Source organism: Marinobacter sp. LV10MA510-1, from assembly GCF_002563885.1.
Lineage (GTDB): Bacteria > Pseudomonadota > Gammaproteobacteria > Pseudomonadales > Oleiphilaceae > Marinobacter.
The window spans coordinates 2,798,352-2,818,332 of sequence record NZ_PDJA01000001.1 but is presented as its reverse complement, the minus strand read 5'-3'; the positions used below and the strand labels follow the sequence as shown (position 1 = coordinate 2,818,332).

Below are 19,981 nucleotides of genomic sequence, written 5' to 3'. Positions count from 1 at the left end.
GGCCAATCTGGTGATGCTGGTGATGTTGCTGGGCGGTGCGCTGGCACTGACCCGAATGAACGTACAGTTCTTTCCTACCTTTGCGCTGGATGTGGTCAGCGTAAGAGTGGTTTGGAGTGGCGCCTCCGCCGAGGACATCGAACAAGGCATCACCAATCCTCTGGAGCAGCGCCTGCGCAGCGTTCAGGGGCTAAAAAAGATGACGTCTACGTCGGCCCAGAGCGTGTCGTCCATCACCCTGGAGTTTCAGGAGGGCACTGACCCGATTCAGGCGTTAGACGATACCCGCCAGCGGGTAGACGAATTCAATAATCTGCCGGCCGAGGCCGAAGAGCCCCGGGTGAGCCGGATTGAACGCTATGAGCCGGTGGCCCGGCTGCTATTGTATGGCGACGTAGACGCCGACGAATTGCGCTACATGACCTACCGCTTTGAAGACGAATTGCTACAGCGCGGTATCGATAAAGTATCGATTCGCGGCCTGCCGGAACAACAAATCAGCATTGATGTGCCGGTGGAACGGCTGGAAACACTGGGTCTGTCGTTGGAACAGATCGCCGAGCGCGTGGCCGCAGTGTCCCGCGATTTACCCGCCGGTTTGTTGGGCCAGCAGGACGCCACCCGCGAATTGCGCGCGGTGGAACAGGCCCGCAGCCCGGAAGAGTTTGGCCAGATTCCGCTGCTCAGCGGTGACCGTATTCAATTGCGGCTGGGGGACATTGCGACGATTCGCCAGGAATCCCGCGACAGCCCGCTCACCCTGACCCGCAATGATTTTCCAGCAGTGGAACTGCAATTGCAGCGGTCTGAAAATGGCGATTCGCTGGAGGCCGCCGACGCGTTGCAACAATGGTTAACAGACACCCGCGCCACTTTGCCGCCCAACTTGCAGCTAGAGGTGTACGACGAAACCTGGCAACTGCTGGATGACCGCATTTCGCTGCTGACATCCAACGGCCTGACGGGTTTGGTGCTGGTCGTGTTGTTGCTGTATTTATTTTTGCCCGGGCGCGTGGCCTTGTGGGTCGCGGTTGGTATTCCGACCGCATTTTTGGCAGCTTTGGCGATATTATGGTTGGTGGGCGGAAGTATCAATATGATCTCGCTGTTTGCGCTGATCATGGCGCTGGGGGTGATCGTGGACGATGCCATTGTGGTGGGCGAAGACGCCGACGCCCATGCCCGGATGGGGCAGCCGTCTATGGCCGCCGCCGAAGGCGCAGCAAAGCGCATGGTGTGGCCGGTGCTGGCGTCATCACTGACCACGGTGGCAGCTTTTATGCCACTGCTGATTGTGGGCGGAGTGATTGGCAATATTCTGGGCGATATTCCGCTGGTGATGATTTGTGTGCTGATTGCCTCGTTGCTGGAGTGTTTTGTGGTGCTGCCTGCTCACCTGCGCCACGCTTTTGTTATCCCTAAAGTGAAGCCTGTCAGCCGCAACGCGGCCTTTAAATGGCTGCGGGCGTCCGGGGCCGGTGTCGGGCGTTTTCGTGCCGGCTTTGAACGCCGCTTCGAGCAGTTCCGCGAAGGACGTTTCCGCCGTTTTTCGCGCTTCAGTCTGAGCCACCGAGGGCTGACTCTGGCCGTGGCATTGTCGGTTGCGATCATGACCGTTGGCCTGCTGAGCGGCGGTCGCATTGGTTTCAACTTCTTTCCCACCCCGGAGCCGTCGGTGCTCTATGCCAACGCCAGTTTTGTGGCCGGCACCGACAGCCGCCGGGTTGATCAGTTTATGGTCGACATGGCGCAGAGCATTAACGCTACCGAACAGGCATTGGGCGGCAACCTGATATTGCACTCGGTGGTTACCCGTGGCGGTACCCTGGGCGCTGGGGGCAGTTCTCGGAACGGTGAAGAGCTGGGCTCGATGATGATCGAGCTGGTGCCGTCAGACCAGCGCAGCGTGCGCAATCCGGAATTTATCAGCGAGTTGCGGGCGAGCCTGTCGCTGCCGGCGGGGTTGGAGAACCTGAGCATTACCGAACGTGAAGCCGGCCCGCCGGGCCGTGATATTAATGTGCGCCTGACCGGCCCGGATGCCACCCGCCTGAAGCGTGCCGCAGAGGAGCTTGCACAGGCCGTTGCGGTGTTGCCAGGGGTTCTGGACGTGGAAGACGACATGCCTTGGGGCCGCGAGCAATTGATTTATCAGGTTAGCCCCTGGGGTGAAGCCCTGGGCCTGACCACCACCGATTTAGGGCGCCAGCTGCGGGCCGCGTTTGATGGCCGGGTAGCGCAGATTTATCAGGATGGTCGTGATGAAATGGAAGTGCGGGTTCAGCTGCCACGCCACCAGCGCGAGCGCCTGGCTACTTTGTCCCAGGTAACCATCCGGGTGCCAGACGGCCGCTTTGTGCCCCTGTCCCAGGTGGTGTTGCTGGATCATCGCCAGGGCTTTGAGGCCCTGCGCCACGCTGATGGCCAGCTGGCGGTGGAGGTGTCGGCGTCGCTGAACACAGAGGTCAGCACCACCAGCGACATCATCGAAAGCTTGGAGGCCGAAGCCCTGCCGGCGATCAGCAGCCGGTTTAACGTGCGCTACAGCTTTGAAGGCCGCTCTGCCGACCAGCGTGAAACCATTGACGATATGAAAACCGGCCTGATTATCGGCGTAGTGCTGATGTACGTCATTCTGGCCTGGGTATTCGCTTCTTGGACTATGCCCTTGATCGTGATGGCGATCATTCCCTTTGCCTTGGTGGGCGCCATTCTTGGTCACTGGCTGATGGGCATGCAATTAACGATTTTGTCACTGTTTGGCTTGTTCGGTCTGTCTGGCATTGTGGTGAATAACGCCATCATACTGGTGTCGTTTTACAACCAGCAGCGGAAAGCGGGGCTGAGCGTTGACGCCGCCCTGAACGAAGCCGCAGTCCAGCGCATACGCGCCGTGCTGCTGACATCGCTGACCACCATTGGCGGGCTGCTGCCGCTGCTGTTTGAAACTTCGTTGCAGGCGCAGTTTCTGATTCCTATGGCGACCTCTATCGCCTTTGGTCTGGGTTTGTCCACGTTGCTGGTGCTGTTGGTGATTCCGGCGTTGCTGTCTTACCTTGAGCAACTGAGGGCCTGGTGGGCCAGGGAGTCAGCATGACTGAGCCATTACTGACTGTACGCGGCCTGGGTAAGCACTTTGTCAGCGCCGGACAAACGGTGAATGTGCTGTCCGGGCTTGAGCTGACTCTGGCGCCGGGCGCATCCCTGGCGCTGATGGGCCGCTCCGGTTCTGGTAAAAGTACGTTACTGAACATTCTGTGTGGGTTGGAGCAGCCAGATGCCGGCTCGGTGAGCATTGCCGGCGAGCACTTTGCGGCGGATTCAAGCGCAAATGGGTCAAATCAGCAACGCTGGGCTCTGTTGCGGCGCCAACGTATTGGCGTGGTGTTTCAGGAAGCTAACCTGATGCCGGCGCTGTCGTTGCTGGACAACGTACGCCTGCGGGCCAGGTTTGCAGGGCAAAGCGACCAGCATTGCGGCGACTGGTTAAAGCGCCTGGGCATTGGCGAGTTGGCGCAGCGTTACCCGGACCAGGTATCTGGCGGTCAGCGCCAGCGCGCGGCTTTGGCCATGGTGTTTGCCATGCGCCCGTCACTGATACTGGCAGACGAGCCTACCGGTAGCCTGGACGCCCGCACAGCACTTGAGGTGGTCGATGAGCTGTTTCACCAGCAAGCCGCCAGTGGTTGTGGGTTGATACTGGCCACCCACGATTCGGCATTGGCCGCACGCTGTGGTCAGCGTCTGGACCTCGCTCAAATGGGGGCTTAGCTTCCATGTCTCTGATTCCAAAGTCCCTGATTCCAGCGTCTCAGTTTTCAAACCTTTTCTCTGCCCTGTTCAGTCATTATCGCCGCCACCCGCTGCAACTGCTGGCATTGGCGTTGATGATTATGCTGGCCACCATGCTGTGGACCGGCGTGAACCACCTGACGACCCAGGCGCGAGCCAGTCTGGGCCAGAGCGAGCAGGCGGTGGCCGCGCGCAGTCAGGTAGAGCGCGTTGATGGCCAGGCGCTGGCGGTAGCTGATTTTGTAACTCTGCGCCGCGCCGGCCTGTGCGTAATGCCCTGGCTGGAAGTAGAGCGCCCGGGGCAGGCCGGTCGGCTGGTGGGTATAGACCCGCTGGCCGCTGGTTGCTTTGCGCAAACCGACAGCCCTGAGCCGGAAAACAGCCTTGAGCCAGTAGACAGCCTTGAGCCAGTAGACAGCTCTGAGCCGATGGAAAGCTCTGAGCCATCAAAAAAACCTGAGCCAGTCTGGACCCCGACGTTAAACGGCGAACCTTTTATCGACATCAGCGAAGCCGCGGCGCTGGCGCAGAATGTTGCCCCGCGCAACGTAAGCCTGAGTCTGTTAATCGTGTCGCCCGAGCCGGCATCCGCTTTGCCCGCAGATTATCGGATGACGGGTTTCTCACTAGGCCCGGACACCGGCGAGTTGGGCGACAGCTTTTTGCTGAATCTGGATGCCTTGGGATTTCTGGTGCTGTTGATTACCGCCTTGCTGCTGCGCAGCGTGTACCAATTGGGCATGGCCCAACGCCGCGACAGCTTTGCCCTGCTGCAGCGGTTTGGCGTTATGCCTTCAGCCATCAACCGGGTATTACTGGTCGAAATTCTACTGCTGGCGCTGCTGAGTGTGGTGCCGGGTGTGTGGCTGGGGCGCTTGCTAGCGGGCACCGTGGGCGGTGGTTTTGGTCAGGCTTTGGACAGCCTGTTTGATACGCCGCTGTACGCCGGCCAGGCAGAAAACTGGCTGACGCCGATAGTGACCATGATGGCCATCGTGCTGGCGGTGTGCCTGGCGCAGAACGTGCGGCCGCTGCTGCTGCGCAGTGCGGCTTTGTTGCCGTTTGCGTTACCGACGAAGCTTTTGACTGGGACTGGATTTGGATTTAGACAGAGGCCCTGGCCCTGGTTGGCGCTGCCTTTGGCCGTGACAGGCCTGGTAATGGCGCTGCTGGCTGAGTCGCTGTCTTTGGTGTTTGTGGCGGTGGCGCTGGTGTTTGCCGCTACCGGTATTGCCGCGCCATTTACCATTGCCGCGCTGTCTGCAACTCTTGCCCGGAAAACGCCGGAGCCATTAGCACGCTGGCGCCACACCGAGCTTGGGGTTATGGCCCGCAAGCTGGCCTTGCCGTTGGTTGCGTTGCAGTTTGCGCTGGCCATGGTGCTGGCGGTGCAAGCACTGGTAACGGTGTTTGAAGCCACCTTTGACGAGTGGCTGGGTCAGCGCCTGGCCGCCGATTATTTTATTGAAGTGCCCGCGGGCGTTAGTGCTAACGAGGCCGCGCAATGGCTGGCTGCGCAGCCGAACCTGGCGCAAAGCGGCGACTGGCATCGGGTAATGCGTGGGACAGCACAATTGCCGGCAGCGGCTGACCCGGAAAAGAGCAGAAAAGCGCAGTCGGTTGACTTGTTCGCGATAGGGCCCGTTAGCCCGCTGCTGACCATGTGGAGCCTGCAGGCCGCCGGTGACCAGCCCTGGCAGGGTTTTGCTGCAGGTGCAGGCGTTATGGTGAACGAACAGCTGGCGCGGCGGTACCCACTGGCAGTAGGGGATAGCCTGGTGCTGACCTTGGCGGACACCCGGCTTGAGCTGCCGGTGCTGGCGATTTATGCGGATTACGGCCGCCCGGCCGGGGAAGTGCTGATCAATCTCGATTTGCTGCCTGCCGGATACGTGCCGGCGTTCGAGAGTCTTTCTATCAGCCCGGGTGATAGTGGCATTGAGGTCATAACCGATGGCCTTCAACGGCTGTGGCAGGTAGACAGCGTGCGGGTGCGTGATAACAAGCGAATTCGCGAGTTGGCCGATGCGGTGTTTGATCAGACTTTTTTGCTGACCCGCGCCATGACCTTTGTCACTCTGGTGCTGGCGGCGGTGGCTTTGCTGATTATGGGCTGGGTGTTTTTCAGCACCCGGGCCTGGTATTTTCGCTTGCTCCAGGTGTGGGGGCTGACCAGGCGACAGGTTTTGGCGCAGCTGGCCCGGCTGGCGCTGACCCTGACCCTGTCGATCACCCTGTTGGCATTGCCCCTGGGTGTCTGGTTGACCTGGATTCTGGTGCACCGAATTAATCCATTGGCCTTTGGCTGGTCTTTACCCATGGCGATCTACCCCGGGTTCTGGCTTCAGCTGGGGATTGTGAGTGTGTTGATCGGGCTTAGCATTACGCTGCTGATGCGCAGCCAGCTTGTCGGTAGCGGCCCAAAACCGGTTTCCGCCGCCAGCCTGGGGGGTGATGAACGATGATAAAAACTCAAAAACGGCCTACAGGCTTGTATCAAAAAGTCGCGAGTGTTCTTTTGCTATTCGCCACTGTGCTGGCGGCCGGGTGTTCGCAAGAACCAGACTCTGGCGGTTTTGCTGGCTTGGCGCAGGCCGTCGATAGCGGTCAGAATGAAGCCTTCTTGCAGCCCGGGCCGGGGGATCAATTGCGCTTTCCCGATGACTGGGGCCCGCACCCGCAACACCGCATTGAGTGGTGGTATCTGACGGCCAATCTGAAAACCGCAGACGGCGAGCCGGTGGGCGTGCAGTGGACCCAGTTTCGCCAGGCTATTGAGCCGCGCCCTGCGTCAGAAGAGCCGCCGGCAGCAGAATTGTGGCCGTTGCAGGCAGCCTGGATGGCTCATGCGGCGGTCAGCCTTGAAGGTGAACACAGGTTTGCCGAAAAATTCGCCCGCGGCGACATTGGCCAGGCCGGGGCTGTGGCCAGCCCACTGGATATCTGGCTTGATGACTGGCAGCTGACCCAACAGCCTGACGGCGCCTTGCGCCTGCAGGTAAATACGCCCGAGTGGGGTTACGATCTGTTGTTGCGAGTTCAGGGCGAGCCGGTGGCCCACGGCGATCAGGGCTTCAGCGCAAAGTCCGCAAGCGGCGAGGGCTCAATGTATTTCAGCCTGGTCGACATCGCCATCAGCGGTGAGCTGACCCGCAAGGGCGAAACCCAAAAAGTGACGGGCAGGGGCTGGTTTGATCGGGAGTGGAGCAGCCAGTTTCTGAAAGCCGGGCAGCAGGGCTGGGACTGGTTTGCTCTGCACCTGGATTCCGGCGATAAGGTAATGGCGTTTCAGTTACGGCAACAGGAAGGTGGGTTTCTGTCAGGCACCTGGATTCCAGAGTCCGGCGAGCCGGTGGCCCTGCCGCCTGAGGCGCTCAGTTTGACACCGCTGGGTTTCAGTGGTGCTACGCCCAATCTATGGCGCCTGCAGATATCGCAATATCAGGTGGATATTAATCTGGCGGCGCCTGCCGGCAGCTATATCAATAACGGGCTCTTTCCCTATTGGGAAAGCCCGGTGAGCGTGTCTGGCAGCCACAGTGGTGAGGGCTATATGGAACTGACCGGGTACCGCGGTTCACCTTGATGGGCGGTGGTTACCAGGTGATGCTTTCTACCGGAACCGGCCCGGATTGCATGTCGATCACCGTATCCTGGCCCGGTAGCTGGCCGTCGATGATGTCACGCAGCTGAATTTCCTGTTCTTCCAGGGGGTCAGACAGGTCAATAATGATCTCAACCCGCCGGTTTTTCGCTCTGTTCTCGGCCGAATCGTTATCCACCCGTGCCGCGGTATCCGCCAGGCCTTTTACCGCCAGTCGGTCGGGCTCGACGGTTCCGCTGGCCAGCAACGCGTTGGCTACAGAGGCGGCGCGGGCGGCAGACAGGTCCCAGTTGCTGTAAAACCGGTCGGTGCTGATGGGCACATTGTCGGTGTGGCCTTCTATCGTCAATTTGCCGGGAATACTGGCCAGTACTTCGGCCATTTCCAGCAGCAGGCTTTCGAATTCCCAGGTGAGTTTGGCCGTTCCTGACGGAAACGAGCCTTTTTCTTCCACTCGAATCACAATACGGTGTTGTTCCTGGGTCACGTTAATGCGACCGTCGCTGAGCGCGGGTTCCAGCACTTTGCGCAGTTGTTCTAGCTGCTCCTGCATTTTTTCCTGCTCGGCGGCTTTGGCGGCTTCGGCAGCTTCAGCTGCTGTGGCCGCACCGTCAGCGGCGCCCCGCAGGGTATCCAGTTCCGGTTTCTGATCGGTGGTGGTCTGCTTTATTTCATTGATTACGGTGGGTTCTGGCGGAGCCGACGAGAAATTGTCGAATATTATGCTGGTGCCCATAGGAACTTCCACCGCCGGCACATCGCGCTGAACACCGAAGGCCGCGGACAGTTCGCCGGCAATCTGTTTGAATTTCTGCGCGTCGATTTCAGAAAACGACAGTAACAGCACAAAAAAGCACATCAACAGCGACATCAGGTCGGCAAATGTCACAACCCACGCCGGGATGCGAGGCTTCTCTTCTTCCGGGAAGTCTTCCATCGGTTAACTGTCTGCCGTGGCCGCGGTGGCTTCTTCAGATACCTTGTTGCGCTCTTTGGGCGACAGATAACTGGACAGCATCTGCTCGATAATTCGCGGGTTAATGCCTTCCTGAATCGCGCCCAGTGCATCTATATAGAGCGACTGCATGCGGGCTTCCTGGGCCATTCGCAATGACAGTTTGTCCGCAATAGGTGAGGCAATCATGGTCGCCATCATGGCACCGTACAACGTGGTTAGAAGCGCAACCGCCATGGCAGGGCCAATGGATTTCGGGTCTTCCATATTAGATAGCATTTGCACCAGGCCAATCAGCGTGCCAATCATGCCCATGGCGGGACCAACGTCTGCGAAGGCGCTGAATACCTTGGCGCCGGAGCGGTTGTGCTCCAGGGTCATCAGTTGCTCTTTACTGAGCAGTTGTTTGATGGTGGCACCGTCTTGGCCGTCGACCAACATCTGAATGCCGTTACTAAGAAATGGCGAACTTACCTCGCGCCCTTCCAGGCCCAGCACGCCTTGGCGCCGCGCTACATTCGCAATATCTACCAGCTCGTCGATGGCTGCGCGGGTTTCCGGAAGTTTGAACTTGAAAGCGCGGATCGCTGCTTTAAATGCGCCCAGAAACTGCTGAAAACTGAATTTGGCCAAAACCACCAATAGGCTGCCGCCAATAACAATCAGCAGCGCCGGGACGTTAAGAAACACGTCCGGTGACACGCCTAAAATAACCGCCGAGGCGATCAACATCATCGCGCCAACCAGGCCAATCAGAGTGGCAAAATCCACAGTAACTCCAGAATGCTCAAGTTGTTGTTATCGAAAGAGTCAGTATTACCAACCGTTTTTGCGCGGGCCTTTTCAGTTCGTGTCTTGCAGTTCTTTCCATGCTGCATAACGGTGCAGGTCTGACTCCACCAGTTTCAGGCACAAGGCAACCACACCTACATCGTCTACGAAGCCGATGTACAGAATAAAGTCTGGAATCAGGTCCAGCGGGTTTAATACGTAAATCAATGCGCCAACAATGGCGGCGATGCTTTTCCACGGTATGCTGCGATAACGACCATTATAGTAGTCTCGCACCAATGAAAACATTAGTTTTATGTCAGTTGTGAACCGATCGAGCTTGCCACTGTTTTTGACCTTTTCCTCTACCGCTTGCTGCTTTTCTAACAGGCGTTGAATATCGGCTTGTTTGACCTTGTCAGACTCCGATTCCAGCTGCCTGCGGGCGGTGCGTTCACTGATAAATGCCATAGTGTGTCCCGGTTGAAGGCCGATGGGTCAGGGAAGCGGCCAGTCAGCCGCATCAACGGTGTGCAGCCCCACGGGCTGCTCGGCGTGGCCTTTCCAGCGCTCAACAAAGGTACCGTTGGGGTCATATTGCTGGGCTTGCTTGTCCAGATTGAACCGCCGCAGGCCGCGGGGATCGGCGCCCACGCCCGCCAGATACTGCCAGTTCCCGTAATTGCTGGCCACATCATAATCGATCAGTTGCTGTTCAAACCAGGCCGCGCCATAGCGCCAGTCCAGCTCGAGCTCGTTAATAAAGCAGCTAGCGACCAGTTGGCGGCTGCGGTTGCTAATGTAACCGGTTTCCCGCAGCTGATTCATGGCCGCATTCACCAGCGGATAAGAGGTGTTGCCTTCGCACCAGGCTTTGAAACGGTGGCCATAAAAAGTCACAGCCCGGCGCTTGCGCTGCACACCGTCACGGCGGAATAACTCAGACCCGTGCCGCAATGCATACCAGTAAAAATATTCACGCCAAAGAACTTCAAACCAGAGCCAGTAGGTGGATTCGTTACTGGTGTGTTGCTGCTCATACAGGCTGATGCTGTCTGCGACTTCGCGTGCTGACAGGCAACCATGGGCAAGCCAAGGCGAGAACTTGGAGGATGAATTCCAGTCGTCCAGCGCGTTGCGGGTCTCCTTGTAGGTGTCGATCGCGTGAGTGCCGGCTAAAAAATCCCGCAAGCGTGCCAGGCCGGCCTGTTCACCGCCACTGAACGCTGACGGCTGCGTGGGTTCCTGAATGGCAGGGCATTCACCGCGGTTATCGTCTGGCAAACCGGGTGCTGGAGGCAGCATTTTTACCGTTGGGATGCGCAACCGCGCAGGCCCTCTGTCGCCTTTCTTCTCGATCAGTTTGCGAAATTGGGAAAAGGTTGCCGGCAAATCCTGCAAGGGCATCGGCAGCAGGCTTTCGGTAAACAGGCCAAGAGTTTCGTATTGCGTGAACGTAATTTTCGGGAGTCTGTCCTGAAGCGTTTGCCACTGCACGGCTTCACGGGTACCGGGCTGGCGCGAACGCATAATTCGGCTGATGGCGTGGCTGTGGGCCAACGCAGGGATCACGGTTTCCGGATCGCCCCAAGCAATGTGCAGGCGCTGGCCCACAGCGCGCAGGCTGCGTTCCAGCCCAATCAGGCTTTGCCATAAAAAGCGCCAGCGGTGGTGGCCCATGGTTTTGCACTGCAACGGCCCGGGTTTGAACCATCGTGGTTCCACCACGTAAACGCACAGCAGCATGTCCGACTTGGACGCTGCCAGCCGGGCGGCGTTGTCGTGTAAGCGAAGATCTCGGGTAAACCAGTAAAGCGTGCGCAACGTAAATCCCTCATTAATCCCCTTGTGGTTATAACCTACGCTTCTGCGGGTTAAAAGGATTATCCACAGGGGCGTTGTGAGGGGTCGCGCCCGGAACTTTACCAGCTCGAAAGCGGGTTTACATCTCTTGAGCCGTAGGGCGCAGGATGATCTCGTTAATATCTACATCATGGGGCTGCTCAATCGCATAGACAATGGCGCGGGCAACCGAATCGGCGTTGATCGCGACCTTGTAAAGATCTTCCGCTGCTTTCGCTGCACCGGGGTCGGTAATGGTGCTGGTCAACTCGGTGGCAATCGCACCCGGTGAGATGTTGGTGCTGCGAATTTCGTCACCGGCTTCCATGCGCAAGCCTTCAGACAGGGCTCTGACTGCGTATTTGGTCGCGCAATAAACGGCACCGCCCGGAAATACTTTGTGCCCGGCTATCGAGGACAAGTTGATCACGTGTCCGCTGTGTTGCTCGCGCATAATGGGCAGCACGGCCGCAATGCCATACAAAACGCCCTTAATGTTGACGTCGATCATCTGTTCCCACTCGTCTACCTTCAGGGCATCCAGCGGCGCTAGGGGCATAAGACCAGCGTTGTTAATCAGAACATCAATACGGCCAAATTTCTCTTTGGTTGCTGCAGCCAAGCTTTCGACCTGTTTGCGATCGGTAACATCGGTGACCTGCCACAAGACTTCTGTGCCCTTTGCTTCCAGCTCTTCGGCCAAAGACTTCAGGCGGTCTTCCCTACGGGCTGCCAGCACCAGTTTGGCACCACGGTTGGCCAGGTGGCGGGCGGTGGACTCGCCTAAACCGCTGCTGGCGCCTGTGATGATGACAATCTTGCCATTAATCGGATCGTTGGTGTTGCTCATAGTTTTCTCCTGTTTTGATCAGAAAATTCTAATCAGGCACTAATATCGAGTTCTTGCAGTGTGGGGTAATCGGTATAGCCGTGCTCATCGCCACCGTAGAAGGTGCTGTCATCCCAGCCGTTGAGCGGGGCATTCTGGCGGAAACGCTCGGGCAGGTCCGGGTTGGAAATAAACGGCCGACCGAAGGTAACCAGGTCGCAACGGCCTTCGCTAATGCGCGTGCGGGCTTCTTCAGCTGTATAGGCGCCGTTGGCGATGTAAGTGCCTTTGTATACAGCTCGAATTGCGTCGATGATGTCTTCTGGGCGACCGCTGGCGTGGTTGCCTTGGAATGAGTCTTCTACCACCTCAAGATAAGCGATTCCCAAGTCGTTCAGGTGTTTGGCAAAGGCCGTAAAGGTTTCGATGGGGTTGTCATCGTGCATGCCGTTAAAGCTGCCGGTCGGTCCAACACGAACGCCCACTTTGTCTTTGCCCCACACATCGATGACGGCTTCAATCACCATCATCGGCAGGCGCAGGCGATTTTCCAAAGAACCACCGTATTCGTCGGTACGGTGGTTGCTGCCGCTCTTTATGAACTGCTCCAACAGGTAGCCATTAGCAGCGTGAACCTCAACACCGTCAAATCCTGCCTTTTGTGCGTTCAGGGCGCCCTGGCGGTACTGTTCGACAATACCGGCCATCTCGTGGGTTTCCAGAGCCCGGGGTTCAAGCACATCCACCATGCCAGAATCGGCACTGATATAGGTTTTGGCGCCTTCCGGTTTGATAGCGGAAGGTGCGACCGGTAGCTCGCCATCCGGCTGCAGTTCGGGGCGGGAGATGCGACCTACATGCCACAGCTGCATGTGGATACGGCCACCGGCAAGATGCACCGCGTCGGTAATGTTTTTCCAACCATCAACTTGCTCCGGGGAATGAATACCCGGTGTGAAAGCGTAACCCTTGCCCTGCGGTGATACCTGAGTGGCTTCACTCAGAATCAGTCCGGCACTGGCCCGCTGCTCGTAATAATGCACGTTCATGGCATTCGGAACATCGCCCGGTTGGCTTGAGCGTGAACGGGTTAGTGGAGACATCAGAACCCGGTTGGGCAGTGTCAGGTCACCCATAGTCAAGGGCTGAAACAGCGGATCATTCAGTTGTTGATTGCTCATAAAATATACTCTTGTCAGGTTAACTAATATTAATTAGACCAGTCTACTATCGAGTGCCCGAAAAAAAATCAGCCAATGCTAAGACACTGAGTGAAAAATACACGGACAAACCGTTCCATCGGCTTTGTCGATTTCACAACTTTGGATCTCAAAATCGCGCCTTCCCAGCCAGACAGCAAGACACTGGCAGCATCTGAAGGATCAATACCTGCACCAATGTCGCCGGCAGTTTGCGCTTCGGCAATGCAGCGTTCAAAACGTTTTTCCCAAGCGCAGAACACTTTGTCCAGTCGAACACGAAACATCTCGTTTTGCCCAGCGAGCTCCTGCCCTAAGTTGCCAATAAGGCAGCCGCGGGTGCATTCGCAACTCGTCATGTTGTCAAAGCCGGTATCAAAATAGGCGCGTAGGCGGTCAACGCAGGAACGACTGCTGTCATTAAGAATCTGGTCCAGCTGCGCATCGTATTCCTCGGCGAAGGTGTCAATGATCGCAAGGCCGAAGTCATTTTTACTGCTAAAATAGTGATAGAACGAGCCTTTTGGCACGCCAGCAACTGTCAGGATGCCATTGATGCCGGTCGCACCAAAGCCCTTCGTGCCGATAAGGTCAGCGCCGGTTTGAATAATAAGATTGCGTGTGTCGTTCGTCGTCATGGCATCTATACTAGACCGGTCGTCTAGAATACGTCAAACTCTCGGTATCCGGAATAACCGTAACGCTCTACTTTTAACTCTCTAACATTAACTCTGCCTGCAAGGAGATATCCCGTGATTAAATCCCGTGCCGCGGTGGCTTTTGCTGCCAATCAGCCGTTGGAAATTGTAGAAGTGGATGTCGCACCGCCTCAGGAAGGCGAAGTTCTGGTGCGCATTGTGGCCACCGGTGTGTGTCATACCGATGCCTACACCCTGTCGGGCGCCGATCCTGAAGGCCTGTTCCCGACCATTCTGGGCCACGAAGGCGGCGGCATTGTTGAAGCCGTGGGCCCGGGTGTGAAAAATCTGGAAGTGGGCGATCATGTTATCCCGCTGTACACCGCCGAATGCGGCGAGTGCAAATTCTGTACATCTGGCAAGACCAACCTGTGTGGCGCTGTGCGCGCAACCCAGGGCAAAGGCGTGATGCCCGACGGCACCTCGCGCTTTAGCTACAAGGGTGAGCCTATTTACCACTATATGGGCTGCTCAACCTTCTCTGAATACACCGTGCTGCCGGAAATTTCGCTGGCAAAAATCCCCAAAGAAGCACCGTTGGAAAAAGTGTGCCTGCTGGGCTGTGGCGTAACCACCGGCATCGGCGCCGTGCTGAACACAGCCAAAGTAGAAGAAGGGGCCACAGTTGCTATTTTCGGTTTGGGCGGTATTGGCCTGGCGGCAATTATCGGCGCCAAAATGGCCAAAGCAGGGCGCATTATTGCTGTTGACATCAACCCCGAAAAATTCGACATCGCCAAGCAGTTAGGCGCCACTGATGTGGTCAACCCGAAAGATCACGACAAGCCTATTCAGGACGTGATCATCGAAATGACCGACGGCGGCGTGGACTATTCCTTCGAATGCGTAGGCAATGTGCAGCTAATGCGCGCTGCGCTGGAGTGTTGCCACAAGGGCTGGGGTGAATCCATCATCATCGGCGTGGCTGGCGCCGGCCAGGAAATCAGCACTCGCCCGTTCCAGCTGGTGACCGGCCGGGTCTGGAAAGGCTCTGCTTTTGGCGGTGTAAAAGGCCGTACCGAACTGCCGGGCTACGTGGCAAAAGCCGAGAGCGGTGATATACCGCTAGACGTATTTATTACCCACAACATGCCGCTGGAAGACATCAACAAAGCGTTTGAGCTGATGCATGAAGGTAAGAGCATCAGGACAGTGATTCACTTTTAACGCTACAAGATCAGGCACCCCGGCTTGGTCGGGATGCCTGATCAGCGAATATTCTTGTTGCGGTCGGGGAATAACCAAAAGGCAAGCCAGCTGACAATGGTCATTTTCCATTTGGGTGGTGGTTTTACCGGATTCTGCCCCTGCAGTCAGCGGGGCCGCCATCACGTGCATTAGTTCCTCTGTCATGATGCGCTTTCCTTCTTAGGGACTTGGCGGGCTCTGCCGGTTTCGGCTGGCACCAGATGTTTGATAAGGAGTTGCTGTCGGCCAGCATGGTAGCCGACCGCTTGGCCGGCCTTGACGGTATCGAGAAGCTGCTCACTGGTTGTGACCGCTAGCTGATGAATGTCGTGAATTTCTTGATTTAGTTGCGATACCGTCTGACCTTGCTGCTCACTGGCTGCGGCAATCTGTTGGTTGAAACCATCGCTTTCGGCAATGCCCTCCACAATAGCCTGAAGTGATTCAGCACTCGCGGACACCTGCTCGACGCTGATGACAGACCGGCACTTGCCCTTTTCGATGGATTCGACCACTCGCCGGGAGCCCTCCTGCAAGGCGGTAATCATCTCCTGAATCTCGTTTGTGGATTCTTGGGTGCGCTTTGCGAGAGAACGGACTTCATCCGCAACTACCGCAAATCCGCGCCCGCTGTCACCGGCTCGAGCCGCCTCAATCGCCGCGTTTAGTGCCAGCAGGTTGGTCTGTGCCGCAATAGCGACGATCACATCCAGGATCCGGCCAATGGACTGGCTGTTCTGGTCCAGTTCTTCCGCAGTCTGGCTGGACTCTTCCAGCTCCCGGGCCAGAGCGTGGATGCTCTCTTGGGCGGCAGCCGCTGAGCGGGCGCTGTCTTCTCCGGCTTCCCGGTTGCGTGTGCTCAGGCTGGCAGCTTGCTGGGTAGTCTCTGAGACTTCTCGGATGGTTGCCGTGAATTCCTCGATGGACGTAGCTGCAGTGGAAAGGGCCGCTTGCTGCTTTTCGGAGGCATCTGAACTTCCCTGAAGCAGCGCATTGGACTGCAGGATATTGTCTTCAATCTGTCCGCCACTGTCGCGAATCCTGGCCACCATGACTTCCAGCCGGACTTCCACCAGTCGCATAGCGAGTTCGATCTGCCCTGCTATACCGGCGTTGCCGGTATAGACCAGTTGCTTGATCGGGTGACTGACAAGGCGGCGGCAACGATTGGAAAGTCGGGTCAGGGGCCGGTTGAGGCTATACAGCAGGCCAAGGGAAACAGCGCTGCCCAGAGCGAATAGCGCGGCAGACAGCCCCGGCTGACCGATCATGCCTGCGATCAGGGCTGGGGCAAGACAAAGGGTTCCCACCAGCCATTGCTGGGAGCTAGGGCCGAACCTGGGAATTCTCAGGGCCAGGGGTTGTTTGCCCCTGCTGCGGGCACGGTACACCTGCTCGGTGCGTTGAACCGTGGCGGCATCCGGTAATCGGTAAATGGCTTGGTACTCAAGAACGGTACCGTCTGTGTCGGTAATGGGAGTGACAAACGCATCAAGCCACCAGTCAGACCCATCGGCTGTACGATTGAGAATCATACCCATCCACGAGTCGCCCTTGCCAAGGGTTTCCCAAAGTTTTTTGAGCGGGCCTTTGGGCATTTTGGGATGCTTGAGTTTGTTGAAGGAGGCTGCTTTCAGCTCGCCTTCAGAGAAACCGCAGAGCCTGCAGAATGCTGAACTTGCGTAAGTGATTCCGCCTTTACTGTCGGTTAGTACCAGTAGCTGATCGTGCTTGGGGGGAAAGTTTGGCAAAGGTTCAATTCGGGACATTTTGTTCGACCTCCGAAACGAAAAAAAGGGCCAGCGAAAGCGAGCCCAAAAGAGGAGCAACAATGGTAGGCCGGTTAGCTGCCGGTTGCTCGCATGTGCTGCACGTTGAACATTTGTGGCTTGGACAGCTCAGGGTCAACCTGGCCTTTGAACTGGCCGGTGGTGCAGTGGCTGGCTTGTACATCGATCATGCTAAACGAATCGTCGATAGACACGCCTGTACCCTTGTTCTTGGGCAGGTGGTAATCAGGGTGAGCTTGGCCGATGGTGAAGGTCTTCCACATGCTCCCTTTGCGGTCATAAGACACAGTGCGGGGAATGGTGAAAGTCTGGGCATCCATGTAATGAACGCGTTTTGACAGCGGATGGCTGTCATCGACCGGGACCGACTCTACTTCGTAGACTTTGCGAAGTTGCCAGGTGGTGTCCGGGAAGCACCCGCCCTGACCGTTGAAGGCAATCACCTGATAACCGTCGTCATCCTGATGGGTTTCAGTATCGAGGTTCATCTCATTGTGATTGTAGAACGGCATCAGCATGTAGCGGGTACCTTTATAGGTCCAGTTCATGTCAGATATTCGTCCATTGTAGCCTTCGAAGTCCTCAATCATCAAGTCAGATCCCAGGAACGCATCGGTAACCTGCCCGGTGGCCAGGCGCCGAACACGGCGCTGGAATCCAAGGTACAGCCACGAGTTGTCGCGCTTCAGGTCATCCGCTGCACGATGAATCAGCAGTTGAGTGTTACGTACATCAGCCGGATCCAGAACCTGAACGTAGATGGCGCGGAACAAATCAGACGGGTTAGGCGTGATTTCTGGCGTAGGCTCCTGAATAACCCGGCCTTTGTAGTTTAGGAAGTGGAAGTTAAACTTGATGGTGCGCTCTACTTTAGCGCTATCCATATCCCGGTATTTCCAGTAGAACGGATAGATAGCTGCGCTGTCCCCCCAGTTGTAGCCGTACTTATAGTTCCAGGCGAGCTTCTCGCCTGCTCTCGAGTCTTGAGCATCGGGCTCTTCGGGAAATGGTCGACCAGCCTGCCAGCCGTTAATTTCACCCACTTTGTCACCCAACGAGACGTTACCGACCGTTTTTCTGGTGGCATCAACGTAGTTTTCATTCAAATCGAAGGAGGTTGTTTCGCCAACTTTTATAGACGTCCAGCCATTGCTGATGAAGGTAAAAAACGCGGGGTCGAGAACATCTTTGAAGTCACCAACATTGGACTGATCAATGACCATTCCAGTGCTGAGCCCATCGTGGGTCGGAACACTATCGGCGTAAGGGTAAAACGAGCTATTGATAACATCTTCGTTGGCTAAGGCATTGGATGCCATCAGCCCAGCGGTCAGGCCGGTTACCAGGCAGCGCGTGAGTAATGCATGTTTGTTTTTTATCATTTTCAAACTCTCCACTTATTTTAGAAGCTGTAACGTGCGGTCAGCTGAATTTCGTCTTCTTTCTGGGCCATGCCAATCGGGCCAGACTGGAAACGTCCGAGTGGTTCATAGCCGGAAAGGCCGGCAGACTCACCCGCGGGCTGGCCAGGGGAGCCTGTGAACGGGGCCCAAGGGTTACAGGTGCGACAGTCGTCAAATTTACGGGCACCGGTACCAAGCTTAATATTGGCGCCAGCGGTCAGTTTCAGATTGTCGTTAACCAGCCACTCAATCGATGGTGCAATGGCGGTTGCTTGAGCCCGGAAGTCGTGGGCCGTGATGATTTGCGGGCTCAGCCTGCCGTTCATATAAAAGCCTTTGATCAGCAGTGTGCCCGTCCAGTTATGCTCCCAGTCCGGTATGCCGGCTTCACCAAGTGCTCGCTGCTCGCGTTCGTGGTCAAGAATGTGCTGTCCGAAGATTTGGCCGGAGAACAGAAAGGCCTGACTTTCATTCAGGAAGGGGATAAAGATATTTTTGTCTGCACCAACTACGTAGCGCAAAACATCAGACTCTGAGTAGAGCCGCTCGCGCAGCGTATTAGCGAACTCTTCGCCGGAGGTGTAAGCGGTTTCAACCCGGAACACGGTATCGACACCCTGAGCGTAGTAGTCCAGAGAACCGCCTACCAGGTTGACCCGTGGAAAGTGAATATCGAAGGCTATAAGGCTTGGCCAAGGGCCAATCTCGCCGGTAAAGCCGTTTTGTGCTGGAATACCGCCCCGCAGTGAAGGCAGTTGAGAGCGGTAGGTAAGAGCGTTAAGAGAGAAACCCAGATCGCCGTAAACCCCTTCCATTTTTAACCCTAACTGGGTGTTGTCAATGCTCCAGTCCGGCATGTGGGCTTTGCGGATACCGATTTGACCAGGGCCAAAATCGGTTGCCGTGTTACCACCGGCAAAGTTGGCAACGGTACCGCCGTTTTCCCAAAGGTTGTTCATACCGCGGAAAAAACAGCCCGCGTCGAGAATCACGTTGGGCTGGCCACACTGACCAATATCGTGCGGCCGGAACTGATCAAAGTTCCAGACTACCTGGAAGTTAAGATCGTCGAACGCGAAGCCATCGAACACTTCGGTTGGCCCCATGCGATAGTCCGAACGTAAAATCCACATTGGAATCCGGATGTCTTCCAGTTCGTCATAAATATTATTGCGGGAGAAGTCGACAGGGTTGATAACATCGAGTACCCGAAACAGATCTGTTCTGCCCCAAATCACCTGCTGTTTGCCCAGTCTAGTACTCAGTATGTTGCCGCTGTTCAGGTTCAGATCGAAATCAACATAGAGTTCACGAATGAAGTCAGCGCGATCATTGAATTCCTGAAAGCGAAGTTCGTTAAGGTCTTTGTCGAGGTAGCCATCAATACAGCCACGGCCGTCAACATCGCAGGGCCGCACCGGCACGCCAAAACCCACGCCACCATCCTGAGAATGCAGGTTCTCACCAAGTACAATCATGCCATCATTTGGGTTCTGATTAATATCAAAGCCCAATTGTGTACCAGGAGGCGCTATGCCACCGCCATGAGGCACGAATGAAGATGAATTTGTATCCTCCAATAGAATCCCGCCACCCGCTGTGCGGCCATATTCGTCTTTGTTTAAATCATAAACGCCGTCGTACGTGCCGCGCAGGGTGCCGTTGATAGAAACGTTACTGAAAATGCCCACGTCTCCAATTTTTTTCTCGCCCTCCATTTGCAGAGTATTGCGAAACTTTGAAAGGCCAACACCATCGCGCCCGTAGGTCGCGTTTTCAACGAAGCCGTTAATACGTGTGTCTTCTGCAGCAATAGCATGAGTGAATGGGAGTAGCGCAAAACCGGTGCTGCCTGCGAGCGCCATACACCATGGCCTCAGGCTTTTTATTGTTGTTTGCATTGCAAATCC

The 19,981-nt window shown here is 56.5% G+C and carries 15 protein-coding genes; 5 read left to right on the top strand and 10 right to left on the bottom strand.

Annotated elements, in window-relative coordinates:
• Positions 1-13 precede the first annotated feature (13 nt).
• Genes ATI45_RS13485 through ATI45_RS13470 form a run of 4 tightly spaced genes read left to right on the top strand, consistent with a single transcriptional unit; the run spans position 14 to position 7,378 of the window.
• Positions 14-3,097 (top strand): efflux RND transporter permease subunit, encoded by a 3,084-nt coding sequence (locus tag ATI45_RS13485; protein ID WP_416376676.1) that lies wholly within the window; start codon positions 14-16, stop codon positions 3,095-3,097.
• On the top strand, positions 3,094-3,771 hold the full coding sequence (locus ATI45_RS13480) for an ABC transporter ATP-binding protein (protein ID WP_098419956.1): 678 nt from the start codon (positions 3,094-3,096) through the stop codon (positions 3,769-3,771). The genes ATI45_RS13485 and ATI45_RS13480 overlap by 4 nt, the downstream gene beginning before the upstream one ends.
• 5 nt (positions 3,772-3,776) lie before the next feature.
• The gene (locus ATI45_RS13475) at positions 3,777-6,257 is read left to right on the top strand and encodes an ABC transporter permease (RefSeq protein ID WP_098419955.1); all 2,481 of its coding nucleotides are present in this window, start codon (positions 3,777-3,779) and stop codon (positions 6,255-6,257) included.
• Complete coding sequence (locus ATI45_RS13470; RefSeq protein ID WP_098419953.1) at positions 6,254-7,378, top strand: lipocalin-like domain-containing protein; 1,125 nt, start codon at positions 6,254-6,256, stop codon at positions 7,376-7,378. Before ATI45_RS13475 ends, ATI45_RS13470 begins: the two co-directional genes overlap by 4 nt.
• A 10-nt stretch (positions 7,379-7,388) precedes the next feature.
• On the opposite strand, the gene ATI45_RS13465 is transcribed toward ATI45_RS13470, so the two are convergent.
• The 7 genes from ATI45_RS13465 to ATI45_RS13435 form a co-directional block, all read right to left on the bottom strand.
• Positions 7,389-8,333 carry a MotB family protein gene (locus ATI45_RS13465; RefSeq protein ID WP_098419952.1) on the bottom strand — a complete coding sequence of 315 codons (945 nt, stop codon included), beginning with the start codon at positions 8,331-8,333 and terminating at the stop codon, positions 7,389-7,391.
• Between the two features lie 3 nt (positions 8,334-8,336).
• On the bottom strand, positions 8,337-9,122 hold the full coding sequence (locus ATI45_RS13460; RefSeq protein ID WP_098419950.1) for a MotA/TolQ/ExbB proton channel family protein: 786 nt from the start codon (positions 9,120-9,122) through the stop codon (positions 8,337-8,339).
• Positions 9,123-9,194: 72 nt separating this feature from the next.
• Positions 9,195-9,593: a YkvA family protein gene (locus ATI45_RS13455; protein ID WP_098419949.1), complete on the bottom strand. Its 399-nt coding sequence runs from the start codon at positions 9,591-9,593 to the stop codon at positions 9,195-9,197.
• Between the two features lie 27 nt (positions 9,594-9,620).
• Positions 9,621-10,946: a DASH family cryptochrome gene (locus tag ATI45_RS13450; RefSeq protein WP_098419947.1), complete on the bottom strand. Its 1,326-nt coding sequence runs from the start codon at positions 10,944-10,946 to the stop codon at positions 9,621-9,623.
• A 118-nt stretch (positions 10,947-11,064) separates the two neighbouring features.
• Positions 11,065-11,814, bottom strand: a complete 750-nt coding sequence (locus tag ATI45_RS13445; RefSeq protein ID WP_098419946.1) for an SDR family oxidoreductase — start codon at positions 11,812-11,814, stop codon at positions 11,065-11,067.
• Positions 11,815-11,846: 32 nt separating this feature from the next.
• Positions 11,847-12,974 carry an alkene reductase gene (locus tag ATI45_RS13440; protein WP_098419944.1) on the bottom strand — a complete coding sequence of 376 codons (1,128 nt, stop codon included), beginning with the start codon at positions 12,972-12,974 and terminating at the stop codon, positions 11,847-11,849.
• Between the two features lie 68 nt (positions 12,975-13,042).
• Positions 13,043-13,630 carry a TetR/AcrR family transcriptional regulator gene (locus ATI45_RS13435; protein WP_098419942.1) on the bottom strand — a complete coding sequence of 196 codons (588 nt, stop codon included), beginning with the start codon at positions 13,628-13,630 and terminating at the stop codon, positions 13,043-13,045.
• A 114-nt stretch (positions 13,631-13,744) separates the two neighbouring features.
• On the opposite strand from ATI45_RS13435, the gene ATI45_RS13430 reads away from it, so the two are divergent.
• Positions 13,745-14,857 (top strand): S-(hydroxymethyl)glutathione dehydrogenase/class III alcohol dehydrogenase, encoded by a 1,113-nt coding sequence (locus ATI45_RS13430; RefSeq protein WP_098419940.1) that lies wholly within the window; start codon positions 13,745-13,747, stop codon positions 14,855-14,857.
• A gap of 182 nt (positions 14,858-15,039) precedes the next feature.
• Here the strand turns inward: ATI45_RS13430 and ATI45_RS13425 are convergent, their stop codons facing one another.
• The 3 genes from ATI45_RS13425 to ATI45_RS13415 all read right to left on the bottom strand — a co-directional run bounded on the left by ATI45_RS13425 (position 15,040) and on the right by ATI45_RS13415 (position 19,972).
• Positions 15,040-16,647: a methyl-accepting chemotaxis protein gene (locus ATI45_RS13425; RefSeq protein WP_098419938.1), complete on the bottom strand. Its 1,608-nt coding sequence runs from the start codon at positions 16,645-16,647 to the stop codon at positions 15,040-15,042.
• A gap of 74 nt (positions 16,648-16,721) precedes the next feature.
• Positions 16,722-18,050, bottom strand: coding sequence for a DUF1329 domain-containing protein (locus tag ATI45_RS13420; protein WP_098419936.1), 1,329 nt, complete (start codon positions 18,048-18,050; stop codon positions 16,722-16,724).
• 20 nt (positions 18,051-18,070) lie between these two features.
• Positions 18,071-19,972 carry a DUF1302 family protein gene (locus tag ATI45_RS13415; RefSeq protein ID WP_098419934.1) on the bottom strand — a complete coding sequence of 634 codons (1,902 nt, stop codon included), beginning with the start codon at positions 19,970-19,972 and terminating at the stop codon, positions 18,071-18,073.
• Positions 19,973-19,981 lie beyond the last annotated feature (9 nt).

Coding starts and splice junctions, on each gene's coding strand:
- ATI45_RS13455 (WP_098419949.1), bottom strand. CDS start 9,593: ATGGCATTTATCAGTGAACGCACCGCCCGCAGGCAGCTGGAATCGGAG.
- ATI45_RS13480 (WP_098419956.1), top strand. CDS start 3,094: ATGACTGAGCCATTACTGACTGTACGCGGCCTGGGTAAGCACTTTGTC.
- ATI45_RS13485 (WP_416376676.1), top strand. CDS start 14: ATGCTGGTGATGTTGCTGGGCGGTGCGCTGGCACTGACCCGAATGAAC.
- ATI45_RS13470 (WP_098419953.1), top strand. CDS start 6,254: ATGATAAAAACTCAAAAACGGCCTACAGGCTTGTATCAAAAAGTCGCG.
- ATI45_RS13435 (WP_098419942.1), bottom strand. CDS start 13,630: ATGACGACGAACGACACACGCAATCTTATTATTCAAACCGGCGCTGAC.
- ATI45_RS13415 (WP_098419934.1), bottom strand. CDS start 19,972: ATGCAAACAACAATAAAAAGCCTGAGGCCATGGTGTATGGCGCTCGCA.
- ATI45_RS13445 (WP_098419946.1), bottom strand. CDS start 11,814: ATGAGCAACACCAACGATCCGATTAATGGCAAGATTGTCATCATCACA.
- ATI45_RS13420 (WP_098419936.1), bottom strand. CDS start 18,050: ATGATAAAAAACAAACATGCATTACTCACGCGCTGCCTGGTAACCGGC.
- ATI45_RS13465 (WP_098419952.1), bottom strand. CDS start 8,333: ATGGAAGACTTCCCGGAAGAAGAGAAGCCTCGCATCCCGGCGTGGGTT.
- ATI45_RS13425 (WP_098419938.1), bottom strand. CDS start 16,647: ATGTCCCGAATTGAACCTTTGCCAAACTTTCCCCCCAAGCACGATCAG.
- ATI45_RS13475 (WP_098419955.1), top strand. CDS start 3,777: ATGTCTCTGATTCCAAAGTCCCTGATTCCAGCGTCTCAGTTTTCAAAC.
- ATI45_RS13440 (WP_098419944.1), bottom strand. CDS start 12,974: ATGAGCAATCAACAACTGAATGATCCGCTGTTTCAGCCCTTGACTATG.